Origin of the sequence: Qipengyuania sp. NPDC077410, from assembly GCF_044543405.1 — a bacterium.
Lineage (GTDB): Bacteria > Pseudomonadota > Alphaproteobacteria > Sphingomonadales > Sphingomonadaceae > Qipengyuania > Qipengyuania pacifica.
In genome coordinates this window covers 40,510-54,768 of sequence record NZ_JBITWB010000002.1, presented here as the reverse complement: position 1 = coordinate 54,768, position 14,259 = coordinate 40,510, and the positions used below count along the sequence as shown (strand labels likewise).

The window sequence follows — 14,259 nt, the reverse complement described above, 5'->3', positions numbered from 1 at the left end:
GTATATATGACAGGGACTGAAGGAGTTGCAAGACCCATGACCGAATTGCTGGTTTCACGTCGTCGACTTTTAGGAGCCGGAGCGTTCGGCGCGGGCGCGCTGGCCCTGCCGGCGTGGGCTCGCGGCTCGGATCTCCACGGTGGCGGCTCGATCCTCACCGGTTTCGACGAAGTCTCGGGTCGTGACATCGCCCTGACCATCGGCGAAGGCCCGCGCGTAGTTCAGGGCCGCCGCGGACACGCGGTCGCCGTGAACGGTAGCGTGCCGGGTCCGCTGGTGCGCCTGCGTGAAGGCGACCCGGTCCGCATTGCCGTCACCAATGCGCTTGACGAGGACAGCTCGATCCACTGGCATGGCCTGCTGCTGCCGTTCCAGTATGACGGTGTTCCCGGCGTCAGCTTCCCCGGGATTAAGCCGGGCGAGACCTTCGTCTACGACATTCCTGCGCTTCGCCAGCACGGCACCTACTGGTGGCACAGCCATTCGGGACTGCAGGAACAGGCCGGACATTACGGCCCGATCGTGGTCGAACCTTCCGGCGCGGATGCCGTGCAGGCGGACCGCGATTACGTGCTGCTCCTGAGCGAATTCACCCCCCTCCACCCGCACGCGATCATGGACAAGCTGAAGAAGGGCGAAGGCTACTTCAATTACCAGCAGAACACCTGGACCGACGACTATCCGCTGTCGGGCGAAGACCGCCGGATGTGGGCGCGCATGCGCATGATGGCGACCGACATTCTGGACGTTACCGGTTCGACTTACACCTATCTCGCCAATGGTCGCGGCCCGGAAGAAGGCCTCGAATTCCTTTTCAATCCCGGCGAGCGAGTGCGGCTGCGCGTCATCAACGGCAGCGCCATGACCTTCTTCAACGTCCGCATTCCTGGCGTGAAGTTCTGGGTGGTCGGTGCCGACGGCCAGAACGTGCGCCCGGTCGAGGTCGAGGAGTTCCAGATCGGCACGGCGGAGACCTACGATATCGTCGTCGAGCCGACCGGCGAAGCCCGCACGATCGTAGCCGAAAGCATGGACCGGTCAGGCATGGCGGTGGCGACCCTCGCCTCGCGCCCCGGCGCACGCGCCGCAGTCCCCGCGCTGCGCGATCCGCCACTGCTGACGATGGCGGACATGGGCATGAACCACGGCTCGGGCGGAATGGACCATGGCGGCGGCGACATGGCCGGGATGGACCATTCGGCCATGGGCCATGACACGCCAACGCAAAGCGCGACTGCCGATCCGATGGCCGGAATGGATATGAGCGGCATGAACATGCGCGACACGTCCCTGCTGCCGAACAGCGTAAAGGTCGGCCCCGGTATCGATATGGTGTCGATGAACCCGGTCGATCGCATGGGCGATCCCGGCCTTGGCTTGGACAACGTTCCCCACAAGGTCCTAAACTACAAGGACCTCGTGGCACTTGAACCGAATGACGATTTGCGCCGCCCGTCACGGCAGATGGAAATCCACCTGACCGGCAACATGGAGCGCTACATGTGGTCGTTCGACGGCAAGAAGTTTACTGCCGTTAGCGACGACCCCATTCGCTTCGCCTATAACGAACGTGTCCGTGTGAAACTCGTCAACGATACGATGATGGCGCACCCGATCCATCTGCACGGCCATTTCTTCGAACTGGTCAACGGCGCGCCTGCGGACCGGCAACCACAGAAGCATACGGTGATCGTGCAGCCAGGAGGCAGCGCTACCTTCGACCTTACCGCCGACGAGGAGGGCGACTGGGCCTTCCACTGCCACCTGCTCTATCACATGCATTCGGGCATGTTCCAGATTGTGACCGTCGCGCCGCGGGGCAGCCAGCCCGATGTAAAGCGGGTGGGAGAAGACTGATGCGCCTGCTCGTCGCCATGCTCCTCGCGAGCGCCACAACCCCCGCCATCGCACAGGACCATTCAGGTCATGCGATGCCTGGCGCGCAATCACCTGCCCAGACCGAATGCGAAATGGAGGCTGCACACCACCGCGCCATGGGCCATCCGGTGCCTGATGGAGCGTGTGCGCCCACCAGGCAACCGGGCGTTCCAGTCTCCGCCGATCGGCACGAGGCCCATTCGGGCATGGATCATTCCCAAACGGACGATGGCCAGATGGAGGGAATGGACGATTCCACGATGGATCATTCGACAATGGATCGTAGCCAGATGCCGGCGTTGGACCATTCCACCATGGACCATTCGGCGATGGACCATTCGAAGATGGAAAGCATGGACTACGCAGCGATGGGCCATGAAGGGATGCAATCGTCTGACCAAGCGGCGACGGACCATCAGGCGATGGACCACGGAGCCATGGACCATGGCACGATGGAACATGGCACGATGAACCATGGAACCATCGACATGACCCCTATTCCGCAAGGACCGCCTCCGGCTTCGGCGGGATCGGGACCGCCACGAGCCGCAGATGCGATCTGGGGTGCGGACGCAATGCGTGCCTCGCGGGATGCGCTGCGCACCGAAAATGGCGGAATGAAGGTGTTCTGGTTCCAAGGCGACCGCGCCGAATATCGCGCGCGGCAAGGCGGCGATGGCTACCTGTGGGACGTGCAAGGCTACTACGGCGGTGACCTCGACAGGTTCTGGTTCAAAAGCGAGGGCGAAGGCACATTCGGCGAAAGCCCCGAGTCCGCTGAAATCCAGGGACTGTGGAGCCATGCGATCGGCCCATGGTGGGACTTGCAGGCTGGTGTCCGGCAGGATCTGACCGGTTCCGAACGCACCCACGCCGTCATCGGCGTGCAGGGTCTTGCGCCCTATATGTTCGAGGTCGACGCGGCCGCTTTTCTTTCGACCAAAGGCGATCTGACTGCGCGAGTGGAAGCCGAATTGGACCAGCGCATTACCCAGCGTCTCATTGTCCAACCGCGCGCCGAGGTGAACCTGTCAGCTCAAGATATTCCCGAACTGGGTATCGGAGCCGGTCTCTACTCGGTCGAGCTGGGAGTGCGGCTGCGCTACGAATTCGCTCGTGAGTTCGCACCATACATCGGGGTGGAGCAGGAATGGCAAGTCGGTCAGAGCGCGGACTACGCGCGCCTTGCGGGTGAAGACCCGAGCGTCACAAATTACGTAGTGGGCGTCCGGTTCTGGTTTTGACCGTTCTCAAATAGGGGCGCGAACGAGGGCCTTCATTCTCTGAGTGTGTAATTTATCATCCAGAAACTAGCTTCTTACTTGGATGGTCACGTAGCTTTTTCGGGACTGGAGAATGCATTTTTCGCCCGGGAAACCAGACAAGATTGATGTCCGCTAAGCGCCCCAATCCCGGTCAGTGCAGCTCGCTAAGCGATCGCCGGAAAGCGGACAAGCTCACCAGGTTGGCCGAACGGCCGCGTTTGGGACATTCCTGCCGTTCCCGGAAAACTACAAAAGGTCAGCTTTCCTGCCAAGACCTGCCATTTGCAGTTGGCGGGTACGCGACTGCAACGTCTCAAAAGCGCTTGCATTAGCGATCACAATAAAGATGGCGATTAGTGGGCGTGATGCGCTGTTTCTAACAAGACTCATATCTGCTGGCGTACCGGAACCAGTATCGACTAGTGCTGTCGAATGACACAGCAACGCCAGGACAAGGAATTCGTAGATGGTCTCGCCAGGGGGCTGAAGGTCATCGAAGCATTTGACGTCGATCATGCGGAAATGACCCTTGCCGATGTCGCACGCCGGACCGCGCTCACTCCGGCCACCGCGCGCCGCAGCCTGCATACGCTGGAACAGCTCGGCTATGTGCGTTGCGTTAACAAACGCTATCTTCTCGCGCCCAAGATCCTGTCGCTCGGGTCCGCGTATATGCGCGTCGCCCATGTGGAGGATTCGCTGCTGCCGGAACTGCGCAGCATCATCGAGAAATTTGGCGATGCCGCATCGGTCGCAGTGTTGACCGGCCCGGACATCCTTTATGTCGCGCACTGGTCTGAGCAGGGCGGATTGCGCCCCATGGCCGGAACCGGCGTCACCTATCCGGCATATGCTACCTCCATGGGCCGGGTGTTGCTTTCGGGCCTGTCATCCGCGCAGCTCGACCGGTACCTGGCGGACGTTCCGCTGCGCAAGCTGACCGACGTGACGGAGACCGATCCTGACAGGCTCCGCGCAGTGATCCAGGATATTCGCAAATCGGGTCATGCCATCGTTGTGGATCAGCTGGCCTATGGCGTCACGTCGCTGGCGGTGCCGATCCTGCTGAACGGCAGGCGGCCCGTCGCAGCCGTCAATACCTCGGGCTATTCCGGGCGGGTGACGCCCGAACAGCTGGTCGAAGAACGCCTGCCCGCGTTGCGGGCCTGTGCGACACGTCTGGCTGAGGCGTTGTTACGATATCCAGCACTGCGCCATTCGCTGGAATTCGACTTACAAGAATTTGGCCCGGCTGATCCGCAGGGCTGACCAACCTTCCGTTCATAGATCCGGCCTTCCGGCTCCTACTTCCATCGGCCTGACGGCCTCACGGCGTCGACCGCACATGTCATGCCATTTTTGCGCTTGACAGACCATGTCCAATTTCAGCATTATGCGCTTAACGAAATAAAGTTCGCTAAGCGAAATGTGGAGATGATGGAATGAGGATCGGATCGGCTGCCGAGGCTAAGAGCGGGATATCCGCGTCAAACCCCGATATGATCGTGGTGCGCGGTCATGACCTGTCGAAAGGTCTGATTGGACACATCAGCTTCACAGATCATGTCTGGCTGCTAATTACCGGCTTGGCTCCTGACGAGAGCCAGCGTCGCGTGCTGGATGCTACGCTGGTTGCTATCGCCGAACACGGCCTCGTGCCCAGTGTCGTCGCGGCGCGCATGACGCTGGCAGCCGCGCCGGAAGCGTTGCAGGGCGCCGTCGCTGCGGGCATTCTGGGATGCGGTTCCGTGATCCTGGGCAGTTCGCAGGCCGCGGGCGATTTCTTCCACGAGATTGCGGAGGCGGCGAAAGCCAGCGGCGATATGGACGGCACGATCCGCGAGACCGTCACACGCTATCGCGCTGCGAAAAGGGCTATCCCCGGCTACGGGCATCCGCTGCACAAAGGCGGTGATGCCCGCGCTGCCCGCCTGTTCGAAGTCGCCGCGGAAGCCGGCCTGTCGGGGGAGCACATTAAGGTTGCCCGCGCCGTCGAAGCACTGCTGCCTGAACTTATCGGCAAGGCGCTGGCGCTCAACGTTTCCGCCGCCATCCCTGCCGTGCTGCTGGATGCCGGTTTCCCGGTCAAGGCCCTCAAGGGCATCCCCATCCTCGCCCGCACGGCCAGCCTTGTCGGCCATCTGCTGGAAGAGCAGCTGCGGCCGATCGGCTTCATCATGGCGCATGAGGCGTCGTCGGCTATCACCTATGACGGAACCTCGCCCGAGGGCTTCGTTGCGAACGAGGGTTGAGTTGGACCGATGGCAGATATTCTCAAAGGCATTCGCGTCGTCGAACAGGGTACGTTCATCACCGGTCCCTGCGCCGGCATGATGTTGGCGGACATGGGCGCCGACGTCATCAAGCTGGAGACCCCGGGCAAGGGCGACCCCTATCGCTCTTTCCGCAACGGCTTCTACAGCGCCCATTTCCAGGCATATAACCGCAACAAGCGCAGCCTAACCCTGAACCTGAAGGACGATGAGGACCGCAGCGTCTTCCGCGACCTGATCGCGCAGGCCGACGTCTACATCCAGAATTTCCGGCCCGGCGCCGCCGCACGCATGAGTGCGGACTGGGAAACGCTGTGCGCCATCAACCCCCGCCTGATCTATTGCTCGATCAGCGGTTTCGGCCAGACCGGCCCCTATGTCGCTCGGCCCAGCTATGACAGCGTGACACAGGCGCTCTCCGGCTTTCTGGGCGTTGCCACCGATCCGGCCAATCCCCGGCTGCTCGGCCCGGCAATGGCGGATTCCATTACCGGACTCTATGCCGCCATGGGCATCTTAGGCGCGCTAGTAGAACGGGGCCGCACCGGACAGGGCCGCCATGTCGAGGTTTCGATGCTGGAGGCCATGATGCACTTTGCGGTCGAGCCGTTCACCGGCTATTTCGCGCTGGGCGAAGTGCCGACCGCGCTGGATCGCCCGCGCCTGGCGCAGGCTTTCATCCTGCGGACGGCCGATGATCGCCTGATCGGCATTCACCTTTCTTCGATCGAGAAATTCTGGGACAATCTCGTCACCGCGATCGACGGGCAGGCGCTGGCCGCCGATCCGCGCTTTGTGCAGCGCCAAGGACGGATCGACCATTATCCGGCGCTGCTCGATGCCCTCAACGAGATTTTCGCCACGCGCCCTCGCGCGGAATGGCTTGCCCGTCTGGCCGAGCATGATCTGCCCTTTGCCCCGGTCAATAACATCCCCGAAGCCGCCGCCGATCCGCAAGCCGAGCATTTGCAGATCGTCGTCCCCGTGACGGACGGAAGCGAAGGCGCAGAGCAGGCGATCCGCCCCGCCTTCACGGTCGATGGCAACCGTGCGACAAGCGTGCGCGCGGCGCCGCTGATCGGGGAGCATGACGAACCGATCCGGGCATCGCTCAAGGGTACGCCGGGCCAGTGGCCGGAACGGGCTGCCACCGCCCCGCTCTATGCGGAAGCGGAATAGCGAGCGCCCCATGGCACCCCCGCCCCTCCCCCATTTGGTGCTGCTGCCGGGCATGGCCTGCGACCGGGCCAGTTGGGCGGGGCAAGTCGCAGCACTGTCGGATATCGCGACCTGCATGGTCGCCGACCATGGCCTCCATCGCAGCATGACGGCGATGGCAGAGGCCGCGCTGGAACAGGCGCCGCCCCGCTTCGCAGTGGCCGGTCACTCCATGGGTGGTCGGGTCGCGCTGGAGATGGTGCGCCTCGCGCCCGAGAGGATCGAACGCCTCTGCCTTATCGGCACCGAGCACCTACCCCGGCCAAAGGGCGAGGCAGGCGAACGCGAAACCGCCGGGCGCCGGTCCCTGCTGGAGATCGCACGCAACGACGGGATGGCCGCCATGGCTTGCCGCTGGTTACCCAGCCTGATCGCCCCTGATCGTCGGCAGGACATGGCGCTAATCGAAGCGATCATCGCCATGGTCGCGCGGCACAGTCCCGACCAGTTGGAAGCCCAGATTACGGCGGGCCATCGTCGCCCGGATCATCGGTCGCTGCTGCCCGGCATCGCCTGCCCCACCCTGCTGATCGCAGGTGGCGCGGACGTCATGCGTCCAGCCGCCATCCTGGAGGACATGGCTGGAGCCATCCCCGGCTCTCGGCTCTGCGTGATCCCCGGCAGCGGTCACATGCCAATGATGGAGCACCCCGAAATCGTTTCCGCCGCCATGCGGGATTGGTTGCGGGCGGAAGGCACAAGTCTGACCGCCTGATCGAGACAAGGCGCCAAAGGCGTCAAATAAGGAGAGTATCGATGATTGCGAAGAAGGACGTTCGAACCGACCGTATAACCCCCGAACAGATCATGGCCCGGCGCGCGCGCAACCGCGTGGGCATGCTGCACCATCATGCCTTCATGGCGCGGGACATGGAGGCGACCCGGCATTTCTACGAGGATATCCTCGAAATGCCGCTGATCGGCACCTGGGTCGAGCGGATCAATCCTGTCACCGGCCAACCGGACAATTATGTCCATACCTTCTTCGAGATGAACGATGGCAGTTGCCTCGCCTTCTTCCAGTTCAAATCACCTAAAGCCAGCTCGGACGCATCCGTCAACAAGTTCACCGACGTCAACCCCTTCGCCCACCACATTGCCCTGACGGTGGAGGGCAAGGACAGCGTGCTGCATTTCAAGCAGAAGCTGGCCGATCATGGCGTGCCCGCCTTCGAGACGGACCATGGCTATTGCTACTCCATCTACTTCCACGATCCCAATGGCATGCAGGTGGAACTGACCACCCATGTGCCGGAAACCGATGAGATGATGGGGACGGCGGCCCTTTCCGCCCGCGAAACGCTCGACCTGTGGCTGGCCGAGGATGACGTCGCGACCAACAACACCCATCGCGGAGCTGGCTGGATCAAGGGCGACTGATGCGCCCGCACGAGGCGCAGAATTCACAGGAGAGGCAGATATGAGCAAGGTTCAAAACGAGGTTCTGATCGTGGGCGGCGGCCCTTCCGGCCTTATCATGGCGCACGAGTTGCTGCGCCGCCGCGTGCCGGTGCGCGTCATCGAAAAGCGGCAGGGGCCCTCGCACACCACCCGCGCGATGACCATCCACGCCCGCTCGATGGAGATGTTCGAACATATCGGTCTGGCCCACCGGCTGGAGGAAGTGTGCCTGGAGTGCCCCGGCAACATCTATCATTTCCCCCATCTGCCAGAGGAGGAGCAGCCGCGCACCGACTATCGCGTCCTGCCCACGCGCTTCCCCTTCTACTATAAGATCAACCAGAATGATTTCGAGCAGGTGCTGCGCGAGCATCTCTTTGCGCAGTACAGCCTGCGTCCGGAATATCAGACCGAACTGACCGGCCTGGTCGACCGGGGCAATGTGGTCGAGGCGACCATCCAGTTGCCGGACGGCTCAAGCGAACAGATCGCCTATCCCTGGGTTGTGGGTTGCGACGGCGTGCGCAGCTTCGTGCGCGACGCGGCGGGCATCGCCTTCGTCGGCGAGGAAGTGGCCGTCATGTCCATGATGGACGTGCCGCTGACCAACGTCACCTTCGACGACACATGGATGAACTATTTCTTCGACAAAGACCTGTTCATGAACTGCACCAAGCTGCCCGGCAAATACTGGCGCATTTACATGAGCGAACCGAGTGGCGAATATGTCTTTGCCAAGGACCAGCGGCAGGCCTTTCAGGATGTCGCGGACAAGCTGGGCATCGGCTTTACCGTGGGCGAGCCGGAATGGGTTACGGCATGGCAGATCCGCAACAATATCGCAGAGCGTTATCGCACCGGACGCATGCTCATCTGCGGCGATGCCAGTCATGTGCATTCGCCCTCCGGTGGTCAGGGCATGAACGGCTGCATGCAGGACGCTTTCAATCTGGGCTGGAAGCTGGCGGCGATCTGGAACGGCGCAGCGCAGGAAAGCATCCTCGACAGTTATGAGCGCGAACGCAAGCCGATCGGCGAGCAGATCAGCGAAGGCGCCATGGCCACGCATGAGATCGTCATGGGCTTCGGCATCGAACCGCAGGATCGGCTGCACTATACCCGCGAACCGGGCTGGGAAGCCAGGACGATCAACCTCGTTTCGGGCCTCTCCCACAATTATATCGCCGTCACCCAGAACCCGGAGGGCACCACCGCCGTCGCCGGCCCCACCCCCGGCGAACGCGCGCCCGACGCCCTTCTGGTACGGGAACCGAAGAAGCGCATCTATGACGTGCTGCGCCACCCGCAGTTCACCCTGCTGGTGATCCCCGGCAAGGATGAGGCGCGCCATGTCGCGCTGGGCCGCGCGCTGCGCGACGAGCTTGACCGGCGCTTCCCCGGTCTGATCGCCGGCTTCCTGATCTCCGACCGGAGCGATGCCGGTTTCGACTTCGACCATCTCGTCCCCGACGAGACGGGGGAAGTGCGCGAACGCTATCAGATCGGTGACGAGGGCCGCATCCTGCTGGTCCGCCCGGACCTCTATCTTGGCGCGGCCTGCCTGCCGGAGGAAGGGGAAGCCATCTCCGAATATCTGGAGCAATGGTTCACCCCGCATGCGGAGGCGGCCCCCATCGTCTGCGCCCCGGCGCTGGCGGTCTGAGCGGCGGGCGGCGGATCATGACCATCCTCAACATTCTGGTCCGCCGCCATGTCCCGATTGCGGCTTTCGACGAGGCCGTTCGCTTTTACGAGACCTTGCTGGGCGAGACGGCCCGCCTGCGTCTCGACCCGGTGCCGGGGGCGCACCGCATTGCGCAGGTGAGCGCGATGCTGATCGTCGGGGCGACGCCGGACAGGCTTGATGCAATCGCTGATATTCAGGCGGCGTATCTGGTCGACGACCTCGACGCGATGGCTGACACCCTGCGGACGATCGGAGCCTCCATCATAGAGCCGACGACCCCCATTCCGACCGGGCGTTTCCTGCTGGCCTGCCATCCCGACGGCTTGGTCGCCGAATATGTCGAGCACCGCGACAAGCATCCGCTGGACCGCCTGATCCGCAACGGCTGAAGCCCGAATTTCACGAGACATGCCTGCTTTCGGGACAGTCGATCGCCTGTCCCGATCGGGTTCGGCAGTGCCGGGGAAAATCAAAAGAGAGGGAGAGTGACATGAACGACAGGATGATGAAGGCTGGAATATTGTCAGGCGCGATGACCGCGCTGCTGCTGACGGCGGCTCCGGCGCGCGCGACGGAAGGGGGTGGTTCCGCCTATCCGCACGGCGCGGAAGGGTGGATGACCGGCATGCTGCCGCCCGAGGGGACCTACCTGCTAAACTACAGCACCTATAACAGCGCCGATCGCCTGAACGACGGCGATGGGGAACAGGTGCCCGTCGATTTTCAGGTGGAGGCCTTCGCCAATACGGTCCGCTTCGTCCATGTCACCGACAAGAAGATATTGGGCGGAACCTATGCCTTTCAGGTGCTGGTGCCGCTGGTAGACGTAAGCGTGGACATGCGCGAGCGGCGCGATCATCGCGCGGGTCTGGGCGACATCGTGGTCGATCCCTTCATCCTGGGCTGGCATTTCGACAAGCTGCACATTGCGGCGGGCGTCGACATCATCCTGCCGACCGGGCGTTACAACAAGGACGCGCTCGCCAATATCGGGCGCAACTATGTGACTTTCGAGCCTGCTGTGGCCATCACCTATCATGACCCCAAGGGGCCGGAACTATCCGCCAAGCTGATGTACGACATGAGCACCCGCAACAAGGCGACGGACTATCAGTCAGGCAACGAGTTCCATGTCGATTTCGCGGCGGGCTGGAACTTCCCCAAATCGAGCCTCGGCGTCGCGGGCTATTACAATCGGCAGACCACCGATGACAGGCAGGGCGGCATGGTGGTGGGCGACGGCAATCGCGGCACCGCCTTCGCCATCGGCCCGACGGTCAAGGTGCAGGCAGGCAAAGTGCCGATCATGCTGACGTGGCAGCATGAGGTCGTCGCGCGCAACCGGTCGCAGGGCGACAAGCTGTGGATCAAGGCGATCTTCTCGCTGGGTGGCGGTCAGTGAATGACCAGCCCCGCAATATCGTCCAGAAAATCTGGGACAGCCATGTCGTGGCCGATCTGGGCGATGGCGCGGTGCTGCTCTACATCGACCGGCACCTGCTGAACGAAGTGACCAGTCCGCAGGCCTTCGATGGCCTGCGGCTGGCGGGGCGGGGCGTTCGGCGACCGGATCGCACCATCGCGGTCGCCGACCATAATATCCCGACCGAGGGACGTGGGCGGCCGATCGCCGACGAGGAAAGCCGCATTCAGGTCAACTGTCTGGAAAATAACACGGCCCAGTTCGGCATTCCCTATATACCGCTGTCCGCCACCGCCCATGGCATCGTCCATGTGATGGGACCGGAAATGGGCCTGACCCAGCCGGGCATGACGATCGTGTGCGGCGACAGCCACACCTCCACCCATGGCGCATTCGGGACGCTGGCTTTCGGCATCGGCACGTCGGAGGTGGAGCATGTGCTGGCGACCCAGACTATCGTGCAGTCGCGCCCGCGCGTGATGCTGGTGCGGATGACGGGGCAGCCATCGCCGGGCGTGACGGCCAAGGATATGATCCTGGCGGTGATTGGTCGGATCGGCGCGAGCGGCGCGACCGGCCATGTCATCGAATATGCCGGGGAAGCGATCGGGGCGTTGTCGATGGAAGGACGCATGACGATATGCAACATGTCTATCGAGGCGGGCGCGCGCGCTGGCCTGATCGCGCCTGACGACACAACCTTTGCCTGGCTGGCGGGGCGTCCCCACGCACCCGGGCCAGCCGATTTCGCAGCCGCCGCCGCCCGATGGCAGGCTTTGCGATCCGATCCCGGCGCGTCCTATGATCGGGTGGTCGAGGTCGATGCAGGCGCCGTCGCGCCGATGGTGACATGGGGCACCAGCCCGGAAGCGGTGCTGCCCGTCGACGGACGCGTGCCCGATCCGGCAAGGGAGACAGACCCGGCTCGCGCTGCGCAGATCAGGGATATGCTGGCCTATATGGACATCGCGCCGGACACACCGCTGGTCGGCCTGCCAGTCGATACGGTGTTCATCGGCAGTTGTACAAATGGCAGGGTCGAGGATCTGCGCGATGCGGCCGCCATGCTGAACGGGAGAAAAGTGGCGGATCATGTCCGGGCGCTCGTCGTCCCCGGCTCGCAGACCGTAAAGCAGCAGGCGGAGGCGGAGGGGCTCGATCGCCTGTTCATGGCTGCAGGTTTCGAGTGGCGGGAGGCCGGATGCTCCATGTGTCTGGGCATGAATGCCGACCGGCTGAAACCGGGAGAACGCTGCGCCTCCACCTCCAACCGGAATTTTGAGGGGCGACAGGGGCCGGGCGGACGCACGCACCTCATGTCCCCCGCGATGGCGGCCGCCGCCGCCATCCATGGCGCGATCACCGACATAAGGACCATCGTCTGATGCAGCCCTTCACGACCCTGAACACCGTCGCCGCACCGATGCCGTTGGCCAATGTCGATACGGACAAAATATTTCCTGGACGTTTCCTGAAAACCATCCGGCGACAGGGGCTTGGCATCCATCTGTTCCATGACCTGCGCTACAGCGTGGCCGGGGACGAACGGCCGGACTTCATCCTGAACCAGTCCCCGTGGAGACAGGCAGGCATATTGGTCGCGCTGGAGAATTTCGGCTGCGGATCGAGCCGCGAGCATGCCGTCTGGGCGCTGGCCAACTTCGGAATAAGGTGCCTCATCGCACCTGACTTTGCCGATATATTCCAGGCCAATTGCTTCAAGAACGGCCTGTTGCCGATCAGCCTGCCGAAGGACAAGGTCGAATATTTGCTGAAGCTGGCTGCGTGCGAGCCGCATTGCCGTATCACTGTCGATCTGGAACAGCAGACGCTACTTCTTTCCGATCAGCAAAGGTGGCACTACCGCATTCCACCTGACAAACGTCGCGCCCTGCTCATTGGAGAAGACGAAATTGCCAGAACGATGACGCATCAATTGCAAATTGAAGAGTGGGAAAACACTTCATCGGAAAAGGCATGAGCGGCATGTGACCGATATCGGAATTTATAGCCGATCCGTTTAATGATCAAAAATTGCTCTGCTCCGGTTGATTTGGACCGCCTTATGGTCATGTCAGGTTCTGATACAAGCTGTCGTTCAGTTTCTTTGGATAAACGCCTTGTATTGGTCGAGAACCGCCCTTTCTGAGGCGCTGATCGAACGGCTGCTTTCCGCCTCAGAACCCGACATTCAGCAACCGGCCAGTTGCAGAAGGCCAGGGAGGCGCCCTAATTTCGGTCATTCCCGGAGCCCGTCGCTGATCCTGAATGCAGACGTTCATCCAGATTGGGTCGTTGGAAAGTGAGCGATCCAACCGCTTACGGGCGCTCATGTCACGGTAGCGAAAGCCTGTTCATATAGCTGCGCAGTGGCAGCTATTCTTCAAGGACACAGTCGCCAGAGCTCGCCGGCGTTGCCGGCTTTACATTCGCCGACCAGGTGGAGACGCGCTAATGGGCCGCGCTGTTAGTTAGCTTAGACTCGACTGGCTTGGCTGATTGGCGGATGGTCCGCGTCGCGCTCGAGCAGCGCCAATCAGCGCCCCTCCTATTTCCATACCCCGATCCGCTCGCCCAATGCCGCCTGCAAAAGGCAGCCTTGAATCGAAGGACAGGCCCATCGTCAAGCTTTGTCCACGTGGCCTAGTTGCATCTCCGCCAACGCTACAACCATATCGGCGATGACGGATCGCAGCGATTCCAGCTCGTCGATATTCTGCCCGCGGGTCATGGTCTCGGGAACAGTAAGAGCTTTCGCTCTTAATGCGCGACCTCGATGGCTAAGTGAGACCAGCACGCGCCGCTCGTCCTGGGCATCGCGGGTCCGCGAGAGCAATCCGAGCGCCTCCATCCGTTTCAGGAGCGGCGTCACCGTGCCGCTATCGAGGTGGAGCCGCTTCCCAAGCGCTCCTACCGAGACACCCTCGGTTTCTCAAAGCACCTGCATGACCAGATATTGCGGGTAAGTGAGGCCGAGTTCCGCGAGGACGGGTCAGTAGAGCCGCGTGATGAGATTGCTTGCGGCATAGAACTGAAAACACAGCTGGCGGTCGAGCGAGAGCGGATCGCCCTTCTCGACCGCAAATGGTGTCTCGGCGCGATCATCGTCCATCT

The 14,259-nt window shown here is 62.3% G+C and carries 12 protein-coding genes and 1 pseudogene; 12 read left to right on the top strand and 1 reads right to left on the bottom strand.

From position 1 onward, the window contains the following. Positions 1 to 36 precede the first annotated feature (36 nt). From ACIGGE_RS08180 to leuD, 12 genes are all read left to right on the top strand, one after another. Positions 37 to 1,857 carry a copper resistance system multicopper oxidase gene (locus ACIGGE_RS08180; protein WP_397490001.1) on the top strand — a complete coding sequence of 607 codons (1,821 nt, stop codon included), beginning with the start codon at positions 37 to 39 and terminating at the stop codon, positions 1,855 to 1,857. Next, positions 1,857 to 3,122, top strand: coding sequence for a copper resistance protein B (locus ACIGGE_RS08175; RefSeq protein WP_397490000.1), 1,266 nt, complete (start codon positions 1,857 to 1,859; stop codon positions 3,120 to 3,122). Before ACIGGE_RS08180 ends, ACIGGE_RS08175 begins: the two co-directional genes overlap by 1 nt. A 453-nt stretch (positions 3,123 to 3,575) precedes the next feature. Continuing rightward, a complete protein-coding gene (locus tag ACIGGE_RS08170; protein ID WP_397489999.1) occupies positions 3,576 to 4,412 on the top strand; it encodes an IclR family transcriptional regulator C-terminal domain-containing protein in 837 nt (278 codons plus the stop codon). 173 nt (positions 4,413 to 4,585) lie between these two features. Continuing rightward, positions 4,586 to 5,395 carry a citryl-CoA lyase gene (locus tag ACIGGE_RS08165; protein WP_397489998.1) on the top strand — a complete coding sequence of 270 codons (810 nt, stop codon included), beginning with the start codon at positions 4,586 to 4,588 and terminating at the stop codon, positions 5,393 to 5,395. A 9-nt stretch (positions 5,396 to 5,404) separates the two neighbouring features. Further along, on the top strand, positions 5,405 to 6,595 hold the full coding sequence (locus ACIGGE_RS08160; RefSeq protein ID WP_397489997.1) for a CaiB/BaiF CoA transferase family protein: 1,191 nt from the start codon (positions 5,405 to 5,407) through the stop codon (positions 6,593 to 6,595). 10 nt (positions 6,596 to 6,605) lie between these two features. Continuing rightward, positions 6,606 to 7,349: an alpha/beta fold hydrolase gene (locus ACIGGE_RS08155; RefSeq protein ID WP_397489996.1), complete on the top strand. Its 744-nt coding sequence runs from the start codon at positions 6,606 to 6,608 to the stop codon at positions 7,347 to 7,349. 41 nt (positions 7,350 to 7,390) lie between these two features. Continuing rightward, positions 7,391 to 8,014, top strand: coding sequence for a VOC family protein (locus tag ACIGGE_RS08150; protein WP_397489995.1), 624 nt, complete (start codon positions 7,391 to 7,393; stop codon positions 8,012 to 8,014). A 40-nt stretch (positions 8,015 to 8,054) separates the two neighbouring features. Further along, a complete protein-coding gene (locus ACIGGE_RS08145; RefSeq protein ID WP_397489994.1) occupies positions 8,055 to 9,698 on the top strand; it encodes an FAD-dependent monooxygenase in 1,644 nt (547 codons plus the stop codon). A 17-nt stretch (positions 9,699 to 9,715) separates the two neighbouring features. After that, positions 9,716 to 10,111 carry a VOC family protein gene (locus ACIGGE_RS08140; protein WP_397489993.1) on the top strand — a complete coding sequence of 132 codons (396 nt, stop codon included), beginning with the start codon at positions 9,716 to 9,718 and terminating at the stop codon, positions 10,109 to 10,111. Positions 10,112 to 10,212: 101 nt separating this feature from the next. After that, the gene (locus tag ACIGGE_RS08135) at positions 10,213 to 11,124 is read left to right on the top strand and encodes a transporter (protein WP_397489992.1); all 912 of its coding nucleotides are present in this window, start codon (positions 10,213 to 10,215) and stop codon (positions 11,122 to 11,124) included. Further along, on the top strand, positions 11,121 to 12,530 hold the full coding sequence (gene leuC, locus ACIGGE_RS08130; RefSeq protein ID WP_397489991.1) for a 3-isopropylmalate dehydratase large subunit: 1,410 nt from the start codon (positions 11,121 to 11,123) through the stop codon (positions 12,528 to 12,530). Before ACIGGE_RS08135 ends, leuC begins: the two co-directional genes overlap by 4 nt. After that, positions 12,530 to 13,126 (top strand): 3-isopropylmalate dehydratase small subunit, encoded by a 597-nt coding sequence (gene leuD, locus ACIGGE_RS08125; protein WP_397489990.1) that lies wholly within the window; start codon positions 12,530 to 12,532, stop codon positions 13,124 to 13,126. The genes leuC and leuD overlap by 1 nt, the downstream gene beginning before the upstream one ends. Before the next feature lie 642 nt (positions 13,127 to 13,768). Here the strand turns inward: leuD and ACIGGE_RS08120 are convergent. Further along, positions 13,769 to 14,257 (bottom strand): annotated as a pseudogene (locus tag ACIGGE_RS08120) (MarR family winged helix-turn-helix transcriptional regulator). Between the last annotated feature and the right edge of the window lie 2 nt (positions 14,258 to 14,259).

Bases quoted from the DNA above. Each gene is read 5' to 3' on its own strand.
- ACIGGE_RS08150 (WP_397489995.1), top strand. From the start codon at position 7,391: ATGATTGCGAAGAAGGACGTTCGAACCGACCGTATAACCCCCGAACAG.
- ACIGGE_RS08175 (WP_397490000.1), top strand. From the start codon at position 1,857: ATGCGCCTGCTCGTCGCCATGCTCCTCGCGAGCGCCACAACCCCCGCC.
- ACIGGE_RS08140 (WP_397489993.1), top strand. From the start codon at position 9,716: ATGACCATCCTCAACATTCTGGTCCGCCGCCATGTCCCGATTGCGGCT.
- ACIGGE_RS08170 (WP_397489999.1), top strand. From the start codon at position 3,576: ATGACACAGCAACGCCAGGACAAGGAATTCGTAGATGGTCTCGCCAGG.
- ACIGGE_RS08165 (WP_397489998.1), top strand. From the start codon at position 4,586: ATGAGGATCGGATCGGCTGCCGAGGCTAAGAGCGGGATATCCGCGTCA.
- ACIGGE_RS08145 (WP_397489994.1), top strand. From the start codon at position 8,055: ATGAGCAAGGTTCAAAACGAGGTTCTGATCGTGGGCGGCGGCCCTTCC.
- ACIGGE_RS08135 (WP_397489992.1), top strand. From the start codon at position 10,213: ATGAACGACAGGATGATGAAGGCTGGAATATTGTCAGGCGCGATGACC.
- ACIGGE_RS08155 (WP_397489996.1), top strand. From the start codon at position 6,606: ATGGCACCCCCGCCCCTCCCCCATTTGGTGCTGCTGCCGGGCATGGCC.
- ACIGGE_RS08160 (WP_397489997.1), top strand. From the start codon at position 5,405: ATGGCAGATATTCTCAAAGGCATTCGCGTCGTCGAACAGGGTACGTTC.
- leuD (WP_397489990.1), top strand. From the start codon at position 12,530: ATGCAGCCCTTCACGACCCTGAACACCGTCGCCGCACCGATGCCGTTG.
- ACIGGE_RS08180 (WP_397490001.1), top strand. From the start codon at position 37: ATGACCGAATTGCTGGTTTCACGTCGTCGACTTTTAGGAGCCGGAGCG.